The 14,865-nt window shown below is 38.9% G+C and carries 16 protein-coding genes; 13 read left to right on the top strand and 3 right to left on the bottom strand.

Translation table 11 applies throughout. The features are described from left to right. Positions 1 to 4: 4 nt before the first annotated feature. Positions 5 to 658 (top strand): thiamine diphosphokinase, encoded by a 654-nt coding sequence (locus BN985_RS12665; protein ID WP_042223811.1) that lies wholly within the window; start codon positions 5 to 7, stop codon positions 656 to 658. A 30-nt stretch (positions 659 to 688) separates the two neighbouring features. Beyond that, positions 689 to 772: a stage V sporulation protein SpoVM gene (gene spoVM, locus BN985_RS12660; RefSeq protein WP_036573131.1), complete on the top strand. Its 84-nt coding sequence runs from the start codon at positions 689 to 691 to the stop codon at positions 770 to 772. Positions 773 to 1,058: 286 nt separating this feature from the next. On the opposite strand, the gene BN985_RS12655 is transcribed toward spoVM, so the two are convergent. Together BN985_RS12655 and rpmB are read right to left on the bottom strand one after the other, a co-directional pair. Then, complete coding sequence (locus BN985_RS12655; RefSeq protein ID WP_042223810.1) at positions 1,059 to 2,282, bottom strand: ISL3 family transposase; 1,224 nt, start codon at positions 2,280 to 2,282, stop codon at positions 1,059 to 1,061. A gap of 184 nt (positions 2,283 to 2,466) precedes the next feature. Next, entirely contained in the window at positions 2,467 to 2,655 is a 189-nt protein-coding gene (gene rpmB / locus BN985_RS12650) for a 50S ribosomal protein L28 (protein WP_036573130.1), read from the bottom strand. A 240-nt stretch (positions 2,656 to 2,895) separates the two neighbouring features. Between rpmB and BN985_RS12645 the strand changes: the two genes are divergently transcribed. Then, the gene (locus BN985_RS12645) at positions 2,896 to 3,258 is read left to right on the top strand and encodes an Asp23/Gls24 family envelope stress response protein (protein ID WP_036573128.1); all 363 of its coding nucleotides are present in this window, start codon (positions 2,896 to 2,898) and stop codon (positions 3,256 to 3,258) included. A 162-nt stretch (positions 3,259 to 3,420) separates the two neighbouring features. After that, entirely contained in the window at positions 3,421 to 5,082 is a 1,662-nt protein-coding gene (locus BN985_RS12640) for a DAK2 domain-containing protein (protein ID WP_042223809.1), read from the top strand. A 197-nt stretch (positions 5,083 to 5,279) separates the two neighbouring features. Here BN985_RS12640 and BN985_RS12635 read toward each other — a convergent pair whose 3' ends face one another. After that, positions 5,280 to 6,563 (bottom strand): NCS2 family permease, encoded by a 1,284-nt coding sequence (locus BN985_RS12635; RefSeq protein ID WP_042223808.1) that lies wholly within the window; start codon positions 6,561 to 6,563, stop codon positions 5,280 to 5,282. Positions 6,564 to 6,752: 189 nt separating this feature from the next. On the opposite strand from BN985_RS12635, the gene sdaAB reads away from it, so the two are divergent. The 9 genes from sdaAB (at position 6,753) to rnc (ending at position 14,773) form a co-directional block, all read left to right on the top strand. Next, a complete protein-coding gene (gene sdaAB / locus BN985_RS12630) occupies positions 6,753 to 7,415 on the top strand; it encodes an L-serine ammonia-lyase, iron-sulfur-dependent subunit beta (RefSeq protein ID WP_042223807.1) in 663 nt (220 codons plus the stop codon). A 25-nt stretch (positions 7,416 to 7,440) separates the two neighbouring features. Then, positions 7,441 to 8,316, top strand: a complete 876-nt coding sequence (gene sdaAA / locus BN985_RS12625) for an L-serine ammonia-lyase, iron-sulfur-dependent, subunit alpha (RefSeq protein ID WP_042223806.1) — start codon at positions 7,441 to 7,443, stop codon at positions 8,314 to 8,316. A 14-nt stretch (positions 8,317 to 8,330) separates the two neighbouring features. Further along, complete coding sequence (gene recG / locus BN985_RS12620; protein ID WP_042223805.1) at positions 8,331 to 10,364, top strand: ATP-dependent DNA helicase RecG; 2,034 nt, start codon at positions 8,331 to 8,333, stop codon at positions 10,362 to 10,364. Between the two features lie 98 nt (positions 10,365 to 10,462). Continuing rightward, positions 10,463 to 11,056: a transcription factor FapR gene (gene fapR, locus BN985_RS12615; protein WP_042223804.1), complete on the top strand. Its 594-nt coding sequence runs from the start codon at positions 10,463 to 10,465 to the stop codon at positions 11,054 to 11,056. Then, complete coding sequence (gene plsX, locus BN985_RS12610) at positions 11,040 to 12,047, top strand: phosphate acyltransferase PlsX (protein WP_042223803.1); 1,008 nt, start codon at positions 11,040 to 11,042, stop codon at positions 12,045 to 12,047. Before fapR ends, plsX begins: the two co-directional genes overlap by 17 nt. After that, the gene (fabD, locus tag BN985_RS12605; RefSeq protein ID WP_042223802.1) at positions 12,044 to 12,982 is read left to right on the top strand and encodes an ACP S-malonyltransferase; all 939 of its coding nucleotides are present in this window, start codon (positions 12,044 to 12,046) and stop codon (positions 12,980 to 12,982) included. Before plsX ends, fabD begins: the two co-directional genes overlap by 4 nt. Then, positions 12,982 to 13,722 carry a 3-oxoacyl-[acyl-carrier-protein] reductase gene (gene fabG, locus BN985_RS12600; RefSeq protein ID WP_084157540.1) on the top strand — a complete coding sequence of 247 codons (741 nt, stop codon included), beginning with the start codon at positions 12,982 to 12,984 and terminating at the stop codon, positions 13,720 to 13,722. The genes fabD and fabG overlap by 1 nt, the downstream gene beginning before the upstream one ends. Positions 13,723 to 13,765: 43 nt before the next feature. Further along, the gene (gene acpP, locus BN985_RS12595; protein ID WP_036573112.1) at positions 13,766 to 13,996 is read left to right on the top strand and encodes an acyl carrier protein; all 231 of its coding nucleotides are present in this window, start codon (positions 13,766 to 13,768) and stop codon (positions 13,994 to 13,996) included. 93 nt (positions 13,997 to 14,089) lie between these two features. Further along, positions 14,090 to 14,773, top strand: coding sequence for a ribonuclease III (gene rnc / locus BN985_RS12590; protein ID WP_042223800.1), 684 nt, complete (start codon positions 14,090 to 14,092; stop codon positions 14,771 to 14,773). Positions 14,774 to 14,865 lie beyond the last annotated feature (92 nt).

The following is a 14,865-nucleotide window of genomic DNA, read 5'->3' as shown; positions in this document are numbered from 1 at the left end:
GAGAATGACAGCAATTGGTATTATTGGGAACGGACCTCAGCATTACCCGGATTTCGCACCATTTAAGGAAGAAATTGATTTTTGGATTGCCGCTGATAGAGGCGCATTGGCTTTGTTGAATAATAATATTCCGATAGATCTAGCAGTTGGAGATTTTGATTCTATCACAGAAGACGAAAAAGAGCATGTACGATCGCATGCGAAGCAATTTGAGGAATATCCGGCGGAAAAGGATGAAACAGACCTAGAAATTGCCCTTCTAAAGGCGTTAGAAAAGCAACCTCAACATCTCTATCTTTTCGGCGTGACAGGAGGCCGTTTGGATCATGAAATGATTAACATTCAATTACTGCATACCATTAATGAAAATGGAGTGCGTGGCACGATTGTCGATCAATCCAATCTGGTGGAATTATATAAACCTGGGGAGTACACCGTAGAAGGCAGTGCGTTATACACTAATATTTCGTTTATCCCTTTCTCTCCAACAATTAAAGGGTTGACGTTAAATGGCTTCTATTATCCCTTATCAGATAAAACGGTAGCATGGGGGTCCACCCTATGTATTTCAAACAGACTTATTGGAAATATTGGTACTTTTTCTTTTACAGAAGGCATACTATTACTAATAAAGAGTCGTGATACGATTCAAAGGTAAGCTGTGCATGTAGAAGAGGAGGGCGAACTCATGAAATTTTATACTATTAAGCTCCCAAGATTTATCGGTGGTTTTGTCAAAGTGGTTATTGGTGTGTTCAAAAAGGATAAGTAAAACCTGTTAGCTTTTGTCAGTAGATTGACAGAAGCTGATTTTTTTGCACTCAAGTAAACCATGAAAATGGTCTGTTTACTAATGTGAAAAACCGTTATGGATTTTTTTAGAGACTGCACAAAGCTTGTGACATTTAGGCTCAAAGTATTAAATATTTATGCTTTGATTCTTAATGGACGTATTTACAAGGACATGCTGTTATTTACATGAAACTAGTATTATAGCAATAAAAAAAAAAAAAAGGTTCTAAGTCAAATGTTGGGGTGAGCTAACGCTCACTCCTTCTTTATGCGACTCGCCCATTTATATTTTTATATTGATGATGTAATAATACTCTCATTCGAAACCGATCAAAACGACGGTATCCAAAAGCATTCCTCTTTATTACTTTCGTTTGGTTGTTAATCCCCTCCACATAGCCATTATGTAAATTAAAGGCAAAGCTATTCATAATCTCTTTTTGCCAATTTTGAAAGGTTTCCATGGCCTTTTTAAATTCCTCAATTCCAGACGCTTTTACCAAGTCGTAAAACTCATACAAACGTTCTTTGACTGCCGTTAAATTAGAAGGACCTAGGGCCTTTGCTTCTTCAAACCAAAACCGAAAAGCTTCTTTTAATTGGTATGCTGTCCGCAAGGTATCAGACATTTTCAAGTAACGTTCCAGATACCAGCGTTGTTTCTCCGTTAAATCTTCATGCTTCTTATTAAACACATGTTTCATCCGCTTACACTTTTTACGGTCGTAGTCGCTAAAATGCTTTTGTTCTTTTCTTCTTACACGCTCAAGTGCCCAATAAATATGCCGACAGAAATGAAAACGGTCAGCTACTACAATAGGTTTCCCTAATGCTTGGTCCACAGCTGCTTTGAATGAAGGGCTCATATCCATTACAACTTTTTCTACTTTCTGACCATGCTCTCTTAGATAAGCCTCTACCGTTTCTTTTTTCCTATCCGGCAATATCTCGAGGGGCTTCCGATCCACCGGATCGGCAATAATAGTTTGGTATTTTTCTCCGTCTGAATCTCCCTTGTATTCATCAATAGCGATTACAGAAGGTAACTCTCGTGTTTCCTCCAAAAAGCTAGATCCCACTTCATCAAACCTACGCATTACAGTAGTTGCAGAAGTGTTAAATCGAGAGGCAATTGCTTTAAAGTTTTTTCCATGAATTAGCTCTAACGCAATAGCTTGCTTTAGTTCTTTGGACTGCCGTTGATAGCGTTCTACCAATGAATTACTTTCATAAAAACGCCTTTTACATTGTGGGTGTTCACATTTATAGCGACGTTTACGGTAAAAAATTAGCGTCTCTCTCATAAACAGTTTTGAGTGCTGTATCTTTTGAGTGCGATAATCGTGCACCTTTTGTGTTAGGGTATTACACGCTGGACAACGATGGGGCTTGGAATCCAGTTCCACATGCAGCTGAAAAACTCCACCATTTTCAATCGTTTTTTTAATACGAAACTCTTCTAAACCTGGGAAAGAAATGTTAAAATTCACTTACACGCAACTCCTTTTGTTATTGTTTTGTGGTTAAAACAAGTCTAACAAAATTCGGAGTTTGCGTGTTTTATTTAGCTGAATTTTCTCTGTACCCCAACATATATTATAGAGCCATAAAAAAACACCCTGTTAATAGGGTGTTTTTTCTATCGTACAATTCCAGTTCTGTATGACACGTAAATTATACGCGCTCTACTTTACCTGATTTAAGTGCGCGTGCAGATACGTAAACTTTTTTAGGTTTTCCGTCTACCATGATACGTACTTTTTGTACATTAGCTTTCCAAGTTCGCTTGTTGGAATTCATAGCGTGAGAACGTTGGTTTCCACTGCGTGTCTGGCGTCCAGTTACAACACATTTTCTAGCCATGCAAATCCCTCCTTACTGTTTACATGTGTCATTTCATACTTATACAATTTACCATAAGTCACGAGAGAATGCAATTATTGTTTTATATTATTATAAAGAATAATCACTTGACAGATTAGTGTAATTCGTCCATTGTTATAGAGGACATTTTTACATATTATGAACTCTGCTTTCAAAATGATTCGGCATGTAGTAGAATATGCTTATATAATTGTGCAGGTATTAAAGGAGGATTATGTTATGTCCATAGAGCTTAATACAAATGATGGTCATGTAACCATAACAAACGAAGTTATTTCTACAATTGCTGGTGGCGCTGCAATAGAGTGTTACGGAATTGTTGGGATGGCCTCTAAAAGTCAAATTAGAGATGGTATCGCTGAAATTCTTCGTAAAGAGAACTTTTCTAAAGGTGTAGTAGTTCGCCAGGAAAACGAAAGACTGGATATAGATATGTATATTATTGTAAGCTATGGAACAAAGATCTCAGTAGTAGCTCATAATGTACAATCACAGGTGAAGTATACACTTAGTCAATCACTTGGTCTAGCGATTGATTCTGTCAACATCTTTGTACAAGGTGTACGGGTTGCACAAGATTAAGAAAACAAACTAAAATATTTAAAAGCTAGCATCGAACAATTGCGTATCAATTTTGTAGAATAAGCGCTTCAAGGAGATTTTAGCAATTACTGACCTTCCATGTTGATAGAAGTGTCAGAACGCTCATAAGCGCTCACGCTTTTGATTCAAGAGGAGGAAGTAGTGACAATGAAAAAAATGGATGGCAGTACATTTGCTCAAATGGTATTAGCTGGCGCGCACCATTTATCAAATAATGCACAAAAAATAGATGCATTAAATGTATTTCCGGTACCAGATGGGGACACTGGTACGAATATGAATTTATCTATGAGTTCTGGAGCAAATGAGGTTAAAAAGCAAAACAGCGATGAAATATATGAAGTTGCTAACTCTTTTGCTAAAGGATTGCTTATGGGGGCAAGGGGTAACTCAGGAGTTATCCTTTCTCAAATATTCCGTGGTTTCTCTAAAGGAATGGACAAAAAGAGCACTGTAACAACAAAGGACCTTGCACAAGCTTTTGATACTGGGGTTACGACAGCATATAAAGCTGTTATGAAACCGGTGGAAGGCACCATTCTTACAGTGGCCAAAGACGCAGCCAAACAAGCTGTAAAGGCAGCCGAAAAAGAAGATGACATCATCCAATTAATGGAAAGTGTGTTAGATGAAGCGAAAGCATCCTTGAAGCGCACACCTGATCTTTTGCCTGTTTTAAAAGAAGTAGGTGTAGTTGATTCAGGTGGACAGGGGTTAGTTACAGTCTATGAAGGATTTCTCTCTGCATTAAAGGGTGAGGAACTTCCTGATCATATTGCTGAAATCGATATGACAGATATGGTTAACGCAGAACATCATAAAATCACGCAGGATTTCATGGACACATCAGATATTGAATTTGGTTATTGTACAGAATTCATGGTTAAATTTGAAGATGAAAAAATTGAGGAAAATCCTTTTGATGAAGAAGCGTTCCGTGATGAGCTTAGTAAACACGGTGATTCCCTTTTGGTTGTTTCTGATGAGGAAATTGTCAAAGTGCATATACATGCAGAATATCCGGGAACTTGTATGACACTAGGGCAACAATATGGCAGCTTAATTAATATGAAGATTGAAAACATGAGAGAACAACATACAGCGATTGTTGGAAATAAAACAACTGAGCAAAAGCCAAAGAAACAAACGGAATACGGTATTGTTACGGTAGCAATGGGTGAAGGATTAAAAGTATTGTTAGAAAGTTTAGGCGCGACTGTTGTAATTGAAGGCGGACAAACTATGAATCCAAGTACACAGGATATAGCTAACGCAATTCAGGAAACGAACGCTAAAAATGTACTTGTTCTTCCGAATAATAAGAATATCCTAATGGCAGCAGACCAAGCAGCTGATTTAGCCGAGGTGAATGTACGGGTGATTCCTACAAAAACCATACCTCAAGGGATTAGTGCTATGCTTGCATTCCATCCTGAATCAGATATTGATGCTAATAAGGAAGCAATGGATGAAGCGAGAAGTCATGTGAAGACAGGGCAGGTTACCTACGCGGTTCGAGATACACAAATAGATGGCATCACGATCGAAAACGGAAACTACATGGGCATACTTGATGGGAAAATAAAAGCTACTCATAAAGAAAAAACGGAAGCAGTGAAATTGCTTTTACAAGAAATGATCTCTGAAGATGATGAAATTCTAACAATACTTCAAGGTGAAGATGTAACGGACGAGGACGTTGCGGAACTTGAAAGCTATGTGGAGCAAACATTTGAAGATATTGAAATCGAAGTGCACAAAGGGAACCAGCCAATCTATTCTTATATATTCTCTGTTGAATAAACAAAAAATCGCTCTTATTCCGAATGGAATAAGAGCGATTTTAGTTTATACCGGAGCAACAGTCCGTAAGACTCCCACTTCAAAACATGAAGTGAAACAATGATGTTTAGTGGGATTAAACGGACACTAACAACCCGATTCGTTCAACTAACAAGTAGTGGGGGATATTGAAAACCCCCACTGATTGAAGTTTCACTTTATATACCTGTTATTTTCATTACGAAGTCAAACAAGAACAATGCTGAAATTATTATTAATGGAATCGAAAGCTCTTTTTGTTTTCCAGTCGCAATTTTTACAATCGGATAAGCGATAAAACCAAAAGCCATACCATCTGCTATGCTGTATGTGAAAGGTATCATTGCGACAATAAGCAATGCGGGAAGACTTTCTGCCAAATCACTCACACCTATGTGGCGAATACTTTGTACCATTAAGAAACCAACAATAATTAAAATCGGACTTAATGCTGAATTTGGTATCATTGTAATGAAAGGTATTAAGAACAATGTAGCCAAAAACAACAGACCAGCGGTAACGGCAGCTATGCCAGTTCTTCCCTTTGAAGCAATAACCGCTGCATTTTCAGCTGCGGATACTGTCGGAGAAGTACCTAGAAATGCTGAAGCTACTGTAGAGAAAGCTGTTGCTCTATATGCTCTTACATATGAGTTTTCCTTATCAAGCATCTGCAGCTGTCCGTTTAGTAATCCCATATTTTCAAATATAAGAATGATCGCTAAAGGAAATACGGCTAGCCAGAAACTTAAATCACTGATTGCTGAAAATGATGGTAGGAAAATAACTTCTGTAAAATCAATATGAAGTGCCTTGCTACCACTTTCCAAAACCCCAAAGAGTGAAGCAAGAATTGTGCCTACGATCATTGTAATGAGAAAATTTGCAGGTACATTTCTAACAAAAAGAAAGATGGCTAGAAATAAAGTAAGCAAACTAACAAGAACCGTTGGTGATGTGAAATCACCAAAAGCTAAAATTGTGTTTTCTCCATTCACTACAAGGCCGCTTTTCTCTAGGCCAATTAAAATTAGGAAGAATCCGAGCCCCACAGTTATTCCGTGTTTTAAGGAATCTGGTATCGCTTCTTTTAGGAGAATGCCCAGTCTGCTAAATGCTGTAAGCAAAAATACTAAACCGGCAACTAAAACCACAGCTAATCCTTCTTCAAAAGTTAGGTTAGTCCCTTCTACAATAGAATAGGCAAATAATGCATTTATTCCCATGCCTGGTATCAGAATCAAAGGAAGTTTAGCATAAAGTCCTATTAACATTGTACCAAGAAAACTAATCAGAATTGTAGCAATCATACCAGCCTCAAGAGAAATACCAGCCTCGCTAAGAATGGAGCCGTTTACTACAACAATATAGACGGTAGTTAGATATCCGATTAATCCTGCAACTAGCTCTGTACGAAGACTATGTGTCCCTTTCTTGTCTGGTCTTTTATTATTAAAAGCCATAAAATCTCCTCATCGTACTTACATCCCTCTCCCACCCGATCATGGCAAGGTACCCTGTGAATGTTCTAAATTTGATTAAAACATTCATTATCTTGTACTTTGCCCATAATCCACAAATGATTATTCTACACTTTTTTGTTATAATTTACAATAGAACGATAACCTATACGTTTAAATGGCGGTGAGATAATGAAATATAAATCAGTTTTTGATATTATCGGTCCGGTAATGATTGGACCATCTAGTTCACATACTGCAGGAGCAGCGAGGATAGGAAAAGCTGCGAGAAATTTATTTGGTCAGGAGCCGAAATGGGCTAAGATACATCTCTATGAATCTTTTGCTAAGACTTATAAAGGTCATGGGACTGATTTTGCATTAGTGGGTGGGTTACTAGGCTATGAAGCAGATGACAAACGGATCAGCCAATCCTTAGCTACAGCAAAAGAACTTAATTTAGATATTGAATTCATCGAGGACAGTGCTGCGGTAGATCATCCTAATACTGCAAGATTAATTATTGGAAATGAGACAGGGTCACTGGAGCTTGTGGGGATTTCTATTGGTGGCGGTAAAGTGGAAATTACGGAGTTAAATGGATTTGAATTACGGCTTTCAGGTAATCATCCAGCTATTTTAATTATGCATAATGATCGCTTCGGAGCCATAGCCTCTGTTACAAGGATACTTGCCAAACACGAAATAAATATTGGACACATGGAAGTAAACCGCAAAGATGTTGGTAAAGAAGCCTTGATGGTTATTGAAGTAGATCAAAATTTAGAAGATACCATCTTAAAGGAATTGAACAGTGCTGATCATATAATACAGATAGCTAAAATTGACAGTTAAGTATGTCAAGAGGGAGGGAATCCACATGTTTCGTACAGTAAAGGAATTGGTGGAGATAGCAGAAACAGAAGAAATACAATTGTCCGAAGTCATGATAAGACAAGAAATGGACGTGAAAGATACAACCCGTGAAGTAGTTTATGAAGAAATGGAAAAAAACCTTCAAGTCATGGAAAAAGCAATTGAGGATGCGTTGCAAGGAGTCCAGTCGGTTACTGGCCTTACAGGCGGCGATGCGGTCTTAATTCAAAAGTATATGAAAGAAAAAAAACCGCTTTCGGGAAACTTAATGCTAGATGCTGTAAGTAAAGCGATGGGAACAAATGAAGTAAATGCAGCAATGGGGACAATATGCGCTACGCCAACTGCTGGTAGTGCAGGCTGTGTGCCAGGAGCACTTTTTGCGGTAAAAGAGCAGCTGAATCCGACTCGTGAACAAATGATTCGTTTCTTATTTACAGCGGGAGCGTTTGGGTTTGTTGTTGCAAATAATGCTTTTATTTCCGGAGCTGCTGGGGGTTGTCAAGCGGAAGTGGGGTCTGCGGGGGCGATGGCTTCTGCTGCAATTGTTGAAATGGCAGGTGGTACTCCACAACAGTCTGCAGATGCATTTGCTATTACTTTAAAAAATATGCTTGGCTTGGTTTGTGACCCAGTTGCCGGATTAGTCGAAGTTCCGTGTGTTAAACGTAATGCAGCAGGCTCTTCCTTAGCAATTGTCTCGGCGGATATGGCCTTAGCTGGTGTAACAAGTCGTATTCCGTGTGATGAAGTAATAGGCGCCATGTACCGAATTGGAAAGCAAATGCCTTCTAGTTTAAGAGAAACAGGGGAAGGCGGGTTAGCGGATACTCCGACTGGCAGGTTATTAAAAGAAAAAATATTTGGTATGTCTGTATAGGAAGTGTTAGTCATATGTTGAATGAATCAATCGAAGCTTTAAAAGGAGTCGGAGAAAAATATGCCGAGTCTCTGGCGACTCTGAATATAAAAACAATTGAGGATATGCTGTTTTATTTTCCATACCGTTTTGATGTGTTTGAAGTAAAGCCACTCGCTGAACTTGTCCATGATGACAAAGTGACGATTGAGGGAAGGGTAGTACATGATCCTTCCCTCTCTTTCTTTGGAAAAAAGAAATCCAGACTTTCGTTCACATTAGAAGTAGAAAATATCGCGGTCAAGGCGATCATGTTTAATCGTGCCTTTGCAAAGAAACAAATTAATGCGGGGGATACTGTAACACTTGTTGGAAAATGGGATGCACATCGCCTGCAAATAACGGTGAGTCAATATAAGATAGGGCCAGCTGCATCAAACGCTGAAATACAACCAGTCTATACTGTGAAAGGGGATATCACGCCATTTCGCTTAAAGAAAACCGTGAAAGCAGCATTGGAGACGTACGGTGATCAAATATTAGAGATATTGCCAGAAAATTATTTGGAGGCGTATAAACTGCCTAGCAGAAGGCAGGCTGTTGCTTCCATGCACTTTCCGGCTAATAGGTTGGCGTTAAAGCATGCACGCAGAAGATTTATTTATGAAGAATTCCTTCTTTTCCAGCTAAAAATGCAACTGTTACGAAAATGGAAAAGAGAAGCAACAGACGGAAATGCCCAAAAATATGATGAGCAACAGGTCGAAGCTTTTATTGAAACATTACCTTTTCCCTTAACGAATGCCCAGCAAAAGGCTTTGGAGCAAATCTTGCATGATATGCGATCCCCATACAGGATGAATCGAATGCTTCAGGGAGATGTTGGATCAGGTAAAACTGCTGTGGCAGCAATCTGCTTATTAGCCGCCATTACAGCAGGGAAACAAGGGGCTTTAATGGTACCGACGGAAATTTTAGCAGAGCAACACTATCAATCATTATGTGATATGTTTGGCGAGCACGCTAAAATTGCTTTATTAACTGGATCTGTAAAAGGAAAGAAAAGAAAAGAAGTGTTGCAAGCCATTTCAGAGAAACATGTAGATATTGTTATTGGAACCCATGCTCTTATACAAGAGGAAGTTAGATATCAGGATCTTGGTTTTGTAATTGTTGATGAGCAGCATCGATTTGGTGTAGCTCAACGACGTACACTGAGAGAAAAAGGGCTATATCCAGATGTATTGTTTATGACAGCAACACCAATTCCACGTACGCTTGCTATTACAGCATTTGGTGACATGGATGTTTCGGTTATCGATGAAATGCCTGTAGGAAGAAAAGAAATTGAAACATATTGGACTAAAGAAAATACATTAGACAGAGTGCTACGGTTCATCGAAAAACAAGTAGCAGCAGGGGAACAAGCTTATGTCATTTGTCCGCTTATAGAAGAATCAGACAAGCTAGATATTCAAAACGCTGTAGAATTACATCAACAACTTGAGGCATTTTATCCACCTGAAGTGAAGGTTGGGTTAATGCATGGGCGCCTACATACTGATGAGAAAGAGGAAGTGATGCAACAGTTCTCTAAAAATGATATTCAAATCCTAGTATCCACAACAGTGGTGGAAGTGGGAGTGAATGTCCCAAATGCCACAATAATGGTAATTTATGATGCTGAACGATTTGGCCTTTCTCAATTACATCAGCTAAGAGGAAGAGTCGGTCGTGGTGATAAGCAGAGTTACTGTATTTTAATTGCCGATCCAAAGGGTGAAGTAGGAAAAGAACGAATGCGCATTATGACAGAGACAACGAATGGATTTGAATTATCTGAAGAAGATTTGAAACTGAGAGGACCGGGAGATTTTTTTGGTAAGAAACAAAGTGGGATGCCGGAATTCAAAGTTGCTGATATGATCCATGATTATCGTGCCTTAGAAACAGCTCGGAGTGATGCACAAGAAATTATAGAAAAAGGATTGCTGGAGAATAATCCTGATTATTTGCCCTTGAAAAAAACCTTGGAAAAAGACGTCGCACTTACGGATAAGTTGGATTAGATCCTTGCATAAATGGACAACGTATTATATATTACTATTAGTACCAAGTCTTAATACGTAACTAGATACGTAATTAATTCGATGTGGACGGTGTCACAATGCGAAGAACCAAAACAGAACGTCAGCAGATGCTGAAAGATACAATTGAACAAACACCTTTTATTACAGATGAAGAGCTTGCTAGAAAATTTTCTGTGAGTATCCAAACAATTAGATTGGACAGATTAGAACTATCTATACCTGAGTTACGCCAGAGAATTAAGTCAGTTGCAACCGACCAGTGGAATGAAACGGTAAAAGCATTGCCGCTTGAGGAAGTGATTGGGGAGGTTATTGATCTTGAACTAGACCAGCGGGCTATTTCCATTTTGGATATTAGCAGTGATCTTGTCTTCTCAAGAAATAAAATTGCTCGAGGCCATCATTTGTTTGCCCAGGCTAATTCACTTGCTGTCGCCGTTATTAACGATGAACTTGCTCTTACAGTGAAAACGGAGCTTAAATTCATACGTCAGGTGAAACAGGGAGAACGAGTGATAGCTAAGGCTACTGTTGAAGGCAAGGATGACAAAGGGCAGTCAATTGTTTGTGTTAATAGCTTTGTAGAAAATGAACTGGTATTCACAGGTGTATTCCATATGTACCAAACTAGTGGACACAAGGGAGAACGAGATAATGAGATTAGCAATTGATGCAATGGGTGGAGATCATGCCCCAGAAGAAATTGTGCGTGGATCCGTCGAAGCAGTTGCCGATATTGACAATTTGCATGTCACGTTATATGGTGATGAAGCAAAAATTAACCAATATTTAACGACGAACCCAAAAATTAATGTCGTACATACTACAGAAGTCATTACAAGTGATGATGAACCAGTAAGGGCGGTCCGAAGAAAAAAAGATGCTTCTTTAGTGTTAATGGCTAAAGCAGTGAAAGAAAATCAAGCAGATGCTTGTATCTCCGCTGGCAACACTGGCGCTTTAATGAGCGCTGGGTTGTTTGTTGTGGGAAGAATTCCAGGTATAGAGCGTCCAGCACTAAGTCCTACACTCCCGACCTTAGACGGAAAGGGTTTTTTGTTATTGGATGTAGGTGCAAATGTAGATGCTAAACCCTCGCACCTTTTACAGTACGCTATCATGGGTTCTGTATATGCTCAGAAAGTACGAGGGATTGCACAACCAAAAGTTGGTTTGCTGAATGTTGGCACAGAGAGCGGTAAAGGAAACGATTTGACAAAACGGGCATTCTCCCTCTTGGAAGGAGCACCAATTAACTTTGTTGGCAATGTCGAAGCAAGAGATTTACTAACTGGGGTTGCAGATGTAGTTGTAACAGATGGCTTTAGTGGAAATGTTGCTTTAAAAACAATCGAAGGAACTGCTGAGTCTATGTTTTCTATGCTAAAGCAAGTATTTATGGGATCACTCAAAACTAAGCTTGCAGCAGGTGTAATGAAAAAAGATTTAAAAGAACTAAAAAATCAACTAGATTACTCAGAATATGGTGGGGCCGGATTGTTTGGGCTTGGTGCTCCTGTGATTAAGGCACATGGTTCTTCTAATAGTAGAGCAATATATAATGCGATTAAACAAGCATGCCATATGGTTGAATTTAATGTAACAGATACGATAAAAGAAACAATCGAAACATTGGGAATAGATAAGGAGGATAACGAATGAAAAAAATAGCGCTTATGTTTCCAGGGCAGGGATCACAGGCTGTTGGAATGGGTAAGGATATTCATGAAGAATATTCTGATGTTCGACAATTGTTTAAGGAAGCTGATCAAGTACTGAATAAAAACCTGTCTGGCTTAATGTTTGAAGGACCGAAAGAAGAATTAACAGAAACAGAAAACGCCCAGCCAGCACTCCTACTATCAAGTATTGCTTTACATACATTGTTACTTAAAGAGGAAATACAGCCAGTTATGGCTGTAGGGCATAGTTTGGGGGAATACAGTGCCTTAGTTGCTGCTGGATCATTATCTATTGAGGATGCTTTACCATTAGTTGCCACAAGAGGAAGACTTATGGAAGAGGCCTTTCCTAAAGGGCAAGGCACAATGGCGGCTGTTCTAGGTCTTGATGAAGAAACAATTGCCGCTTCCCTTGCAAAAGTGGAGGGTGAGACGGTAAATATTGCTAATCTTAATTGTCCAGGACAAGTGGTCATTTCAGGATCACAGGCAGGTGTTGAGCAAGCTACTTCCCTTCTAAAGGAGCATGGTGCAAAACGGGTTCTTCCGTTGAATGTAAGTGGTCCATTCCATTCGAAATTAATGCAACCTGCGAGTGAAGCATTCTCACATTATTTGGATGAAGTGAAGATCACGGATGCATCTATCCCAGTCTATGCAAATGTTTCCGCAAAACCTGTAACAGATAGTGGTCAGATTAGAGAGTTATTAATTGAACAATTATATTCACCAGTTCGTTTTGAAGAATCTATTCGTCACATGCTTGATGAAGATGTAGATGCAATAGTTGAAGTAGGAAATGGTAAGGTGTTAAGTGGGCTTGTGAAAAAGATTGATAAACGTGTTAAAACGTTTGCTGTTCAAGACACAGCATCACTTCAAGAATTCATTTCCTGGTATAAGGAGGAAGCATAATGTTACAAGGGAAAAGCGCTTTGGTAACCGGAGCTTCACGAGGTATAGGAAGAGAAATAGCATTAGAACTGGCAAGACAAGGTGCAAATGTAGCAGTTAATTTTTCAGGTAGTGAAGCAAAAGCACAAGAAGTCGTCGATGAAATTAAAGCCATAGGTTGTAACGCTTTTAAGGTGCAAGCAGATGTTGCCAATGAAGCTAATGTCAAAGAAATGATAAAAGAAGTTATTGCTCAATTTGGAACGTTGGATATTCTTGTGAACAATGCTGGTGTCACAAGAGATAACTTATTAATGCGTATGAAGGAAGAAGAATTTGATCAGGTTATTAATACCAATTTAAAAGGTGTATTTGTTTGTACAAAAGCGGTAACTCGTCAAATGATGAAGCAAAAATCAGGCCAAATTATTAATGTGGCGTCTATTGTGGGTGTGAGCGGTAATCCTGGTCAAGCCAATTATGTAGCAGCGAAAGCTGGAGTTATTGGTCTAACAAAAACAACCGCTAAAGAATTGGCTTCTCGAAACATCCGTGTGAATGCTGTAGCACCAGGTTTTATTTCTACTGATATGACCGATACACTAACAGAGGAACAACGAGAAGGAATGCTAGATATGATACCACTAGGTAAATTAGGCAGACCTGAAGAAGTAGCTAAAGTGGTACGATTCCTTGCTTCAGAAGATGCTTCTTATATAACTGGACAAACCATTCATATTGACGGTGGAATGGTAATGTAACAATTCTCCAAATGAGAGATCTTTGAAAGGGGGTGAAGAGAGAATGGCAGACGTGTTTGATCGTGTAAAAGCTATTATCGTAGATCGTTTAGACGTTGACGAGTCAAAAGTAACAATGGAAGCTTCATTTAAAGATGACCTTGAGGCAGATTCTTTAGATGTTGTGGAATTAGTTATGGAACTTGAAGACGAGTTCGATATGGAAATCGCTGATGAAGAAGCTGAAAAAATTAATACAGTGGGTGACGCTGTAAACTACATAAACAGTTTATAGTTTCACTCCAACCAAAAGTATAAAAATTGAAAGTCTCGCATTTTAGCGGGACTTTCCGTATATAACCAATAATATTCAAGGAGGTGAAATAAAATGGATATTGCACAACTAGAAAAAGAGTTAGCGATTCATTTTGAGAATCACGAGCTAATTAAACAAGCCTTTACACATTCATCTTATGTGAATGAGCATCGTAATGAAACGGGTGTAGATAATGAACGTTTGGAGTTTTTAGGTGATGCTGTACTTGAACTCGGTGTATCCCAGTACTTGTTCAAAGAAAATGAAGCAATGCCAGAAGGTGAAATGACAAAACTCCGAGCGGCAATAGTCTGTGAGCCTTCCCTTGTAAATTTTGCAAGAGATTTGGATTTTGGTAAATTTATTCGTCTCGGAAAAGGAGAGGAACAGACAGGTGGGAGAGAACGTCCTGCTCTACTTGCAGACGTATTTGAAGCATTTCTTGGAGCTCTTTATTTGGATAAAGGCTTTTCAGAGGCTTTAAACTTTTTAGAGCGTCATGTCTTCCCGAAGATCACTACAGGTGCTTTTTCGCATGCGATGGATTATAAGAGCCAGCTACAAGAGCTTGTGCAACAATATAAGCATCAAACGATTACGTATAGTATTATTGATGAAACAGGGCCATCTCATAATAGGGAATTTTCAGCCGAAGTACAGGTGAGTGGAGAAGTAACAGGTACAGGTAAAGGAAGAACAAAAAAAGAGGCAGAGCAAAGAGCAGCAAAAGCTGCACTTGATCGTTATCATCCATAAAATAGTAAATTAATATTGCTCGTGTAGAAAGTATTTAAAGTAGACCCGGGCCGTTTTCTTGGACAGAGAGCAACAATCTTGTTAAAACATAA

The sequence above is a fragment of the Oceanobacillus manasiensis genome, from assembly GCF_000724085.1.
GTDB lineage: Bacteria > Bacillota > Bacilli > Bacillales > Amphibacillaceae > Oceanobacillus_B > Oceanobacillus_B manasiensis.
The sequence above is the reverse complement of the archived record's forward strand: the minus strand, read 5'-3'. Positions and strand labels throughout refer to the sequence as shown.

Excerpts from the sequence above, each read along its gene's own strand:
- plsX (WP_042223803.1), top strand. The coding sequence starts at position 11,040 with ATGAGATTAGCAATTGATGCAATGGGTGGAGATCATGCCCCAGAAGAA.
- rpmB (WP_036573130.1), bottom strand. The coding sequence starts at position 2,655 with ATGGCTAGAAAATGTGTTGTAACTGGACGCCAGACACGCAGTGGAAAC.
- sdaAB (WP_042223807.1), top strand. The coding sequence starts at position 6,753 with ATGAAATATAAATCAGTTTTTGATATTATCGGTCCGGTAATGATTGGA.
- BN985_RS12665 (WP_042223811.1), top strand. The coding sequence starts at position 5 with ATGACAGCAATTGGTATTATTGGGAACGGACCTCAGCATTACCCGGAT.
- fabG (WP_084157540.1), top strand. The coding sequence starts at position 12,982 with ATGTTACAAGGGAAAAGCGCTTTGGTAACCGGAGCTTCACGAGGTATA.
- sdaAA (WP_042223806.1), top strand. The coding sequence starts at position 7,441 with ATGTTTCGTACAGTAAAGGAATTGGTGGAGATAGCAGAAACAGAAGAA.
- rnc (WP_042223800.1), top strand. The coding sequence starts at position 14,090 with ATGGATATTGCACAACTAGAAAAAGAGTTAGCGATTCATTTTGAGAAT.
- BN985_RS12635 (WP_042223808.1), bottom strand. The coding sequence starts at position 6,563 with ATGGCTTTTAATAATAAAAGACCAGACAAGAAAGGGACACATAGTCTT.
- recG (WP_042223805.1), top strand. The coding sequence starts at position 8,331 with ATGTTGAATGAATCAATCGAAGCTTTAAAAGGAGTCGGAGAAAAATAT.
- acpP (WP_036573112.1), top strand. The coding sequence starts at position 13,766 with ATGGCAGACGTGTTTGATCGTGTAAAAGCTATTATCGTAGATCGTTTA.
- fapR (WP_042223804.1), top strand. The coding sequence starts at position 10,463 with ATGCGAAGAACCAAAACAGAACGTCAGCAGATGCTGAAAGATACAATT.
- spoVM (WP_036573131.1), top strand. The coding sequence starts at position 689 with ATGAAATTTTATACTATTAAGCTCCCAAGATTTATCGGTGGTTTTGTC.
- fabD (WP_042223802.1), top strand. The coding sequence starts at position 12,044 with ATGAAAAAAATAGCGCTTATGTTTCCAGGGCAGGGATCACAGGCTGTT.
- BN985_RS12645 (WP_036573128.1), top strand. The coding sequence starts at position 2,896 with ATGTCCATAGAGCTTAATACAAATGATGGTCATGTAACCATAACAAAC.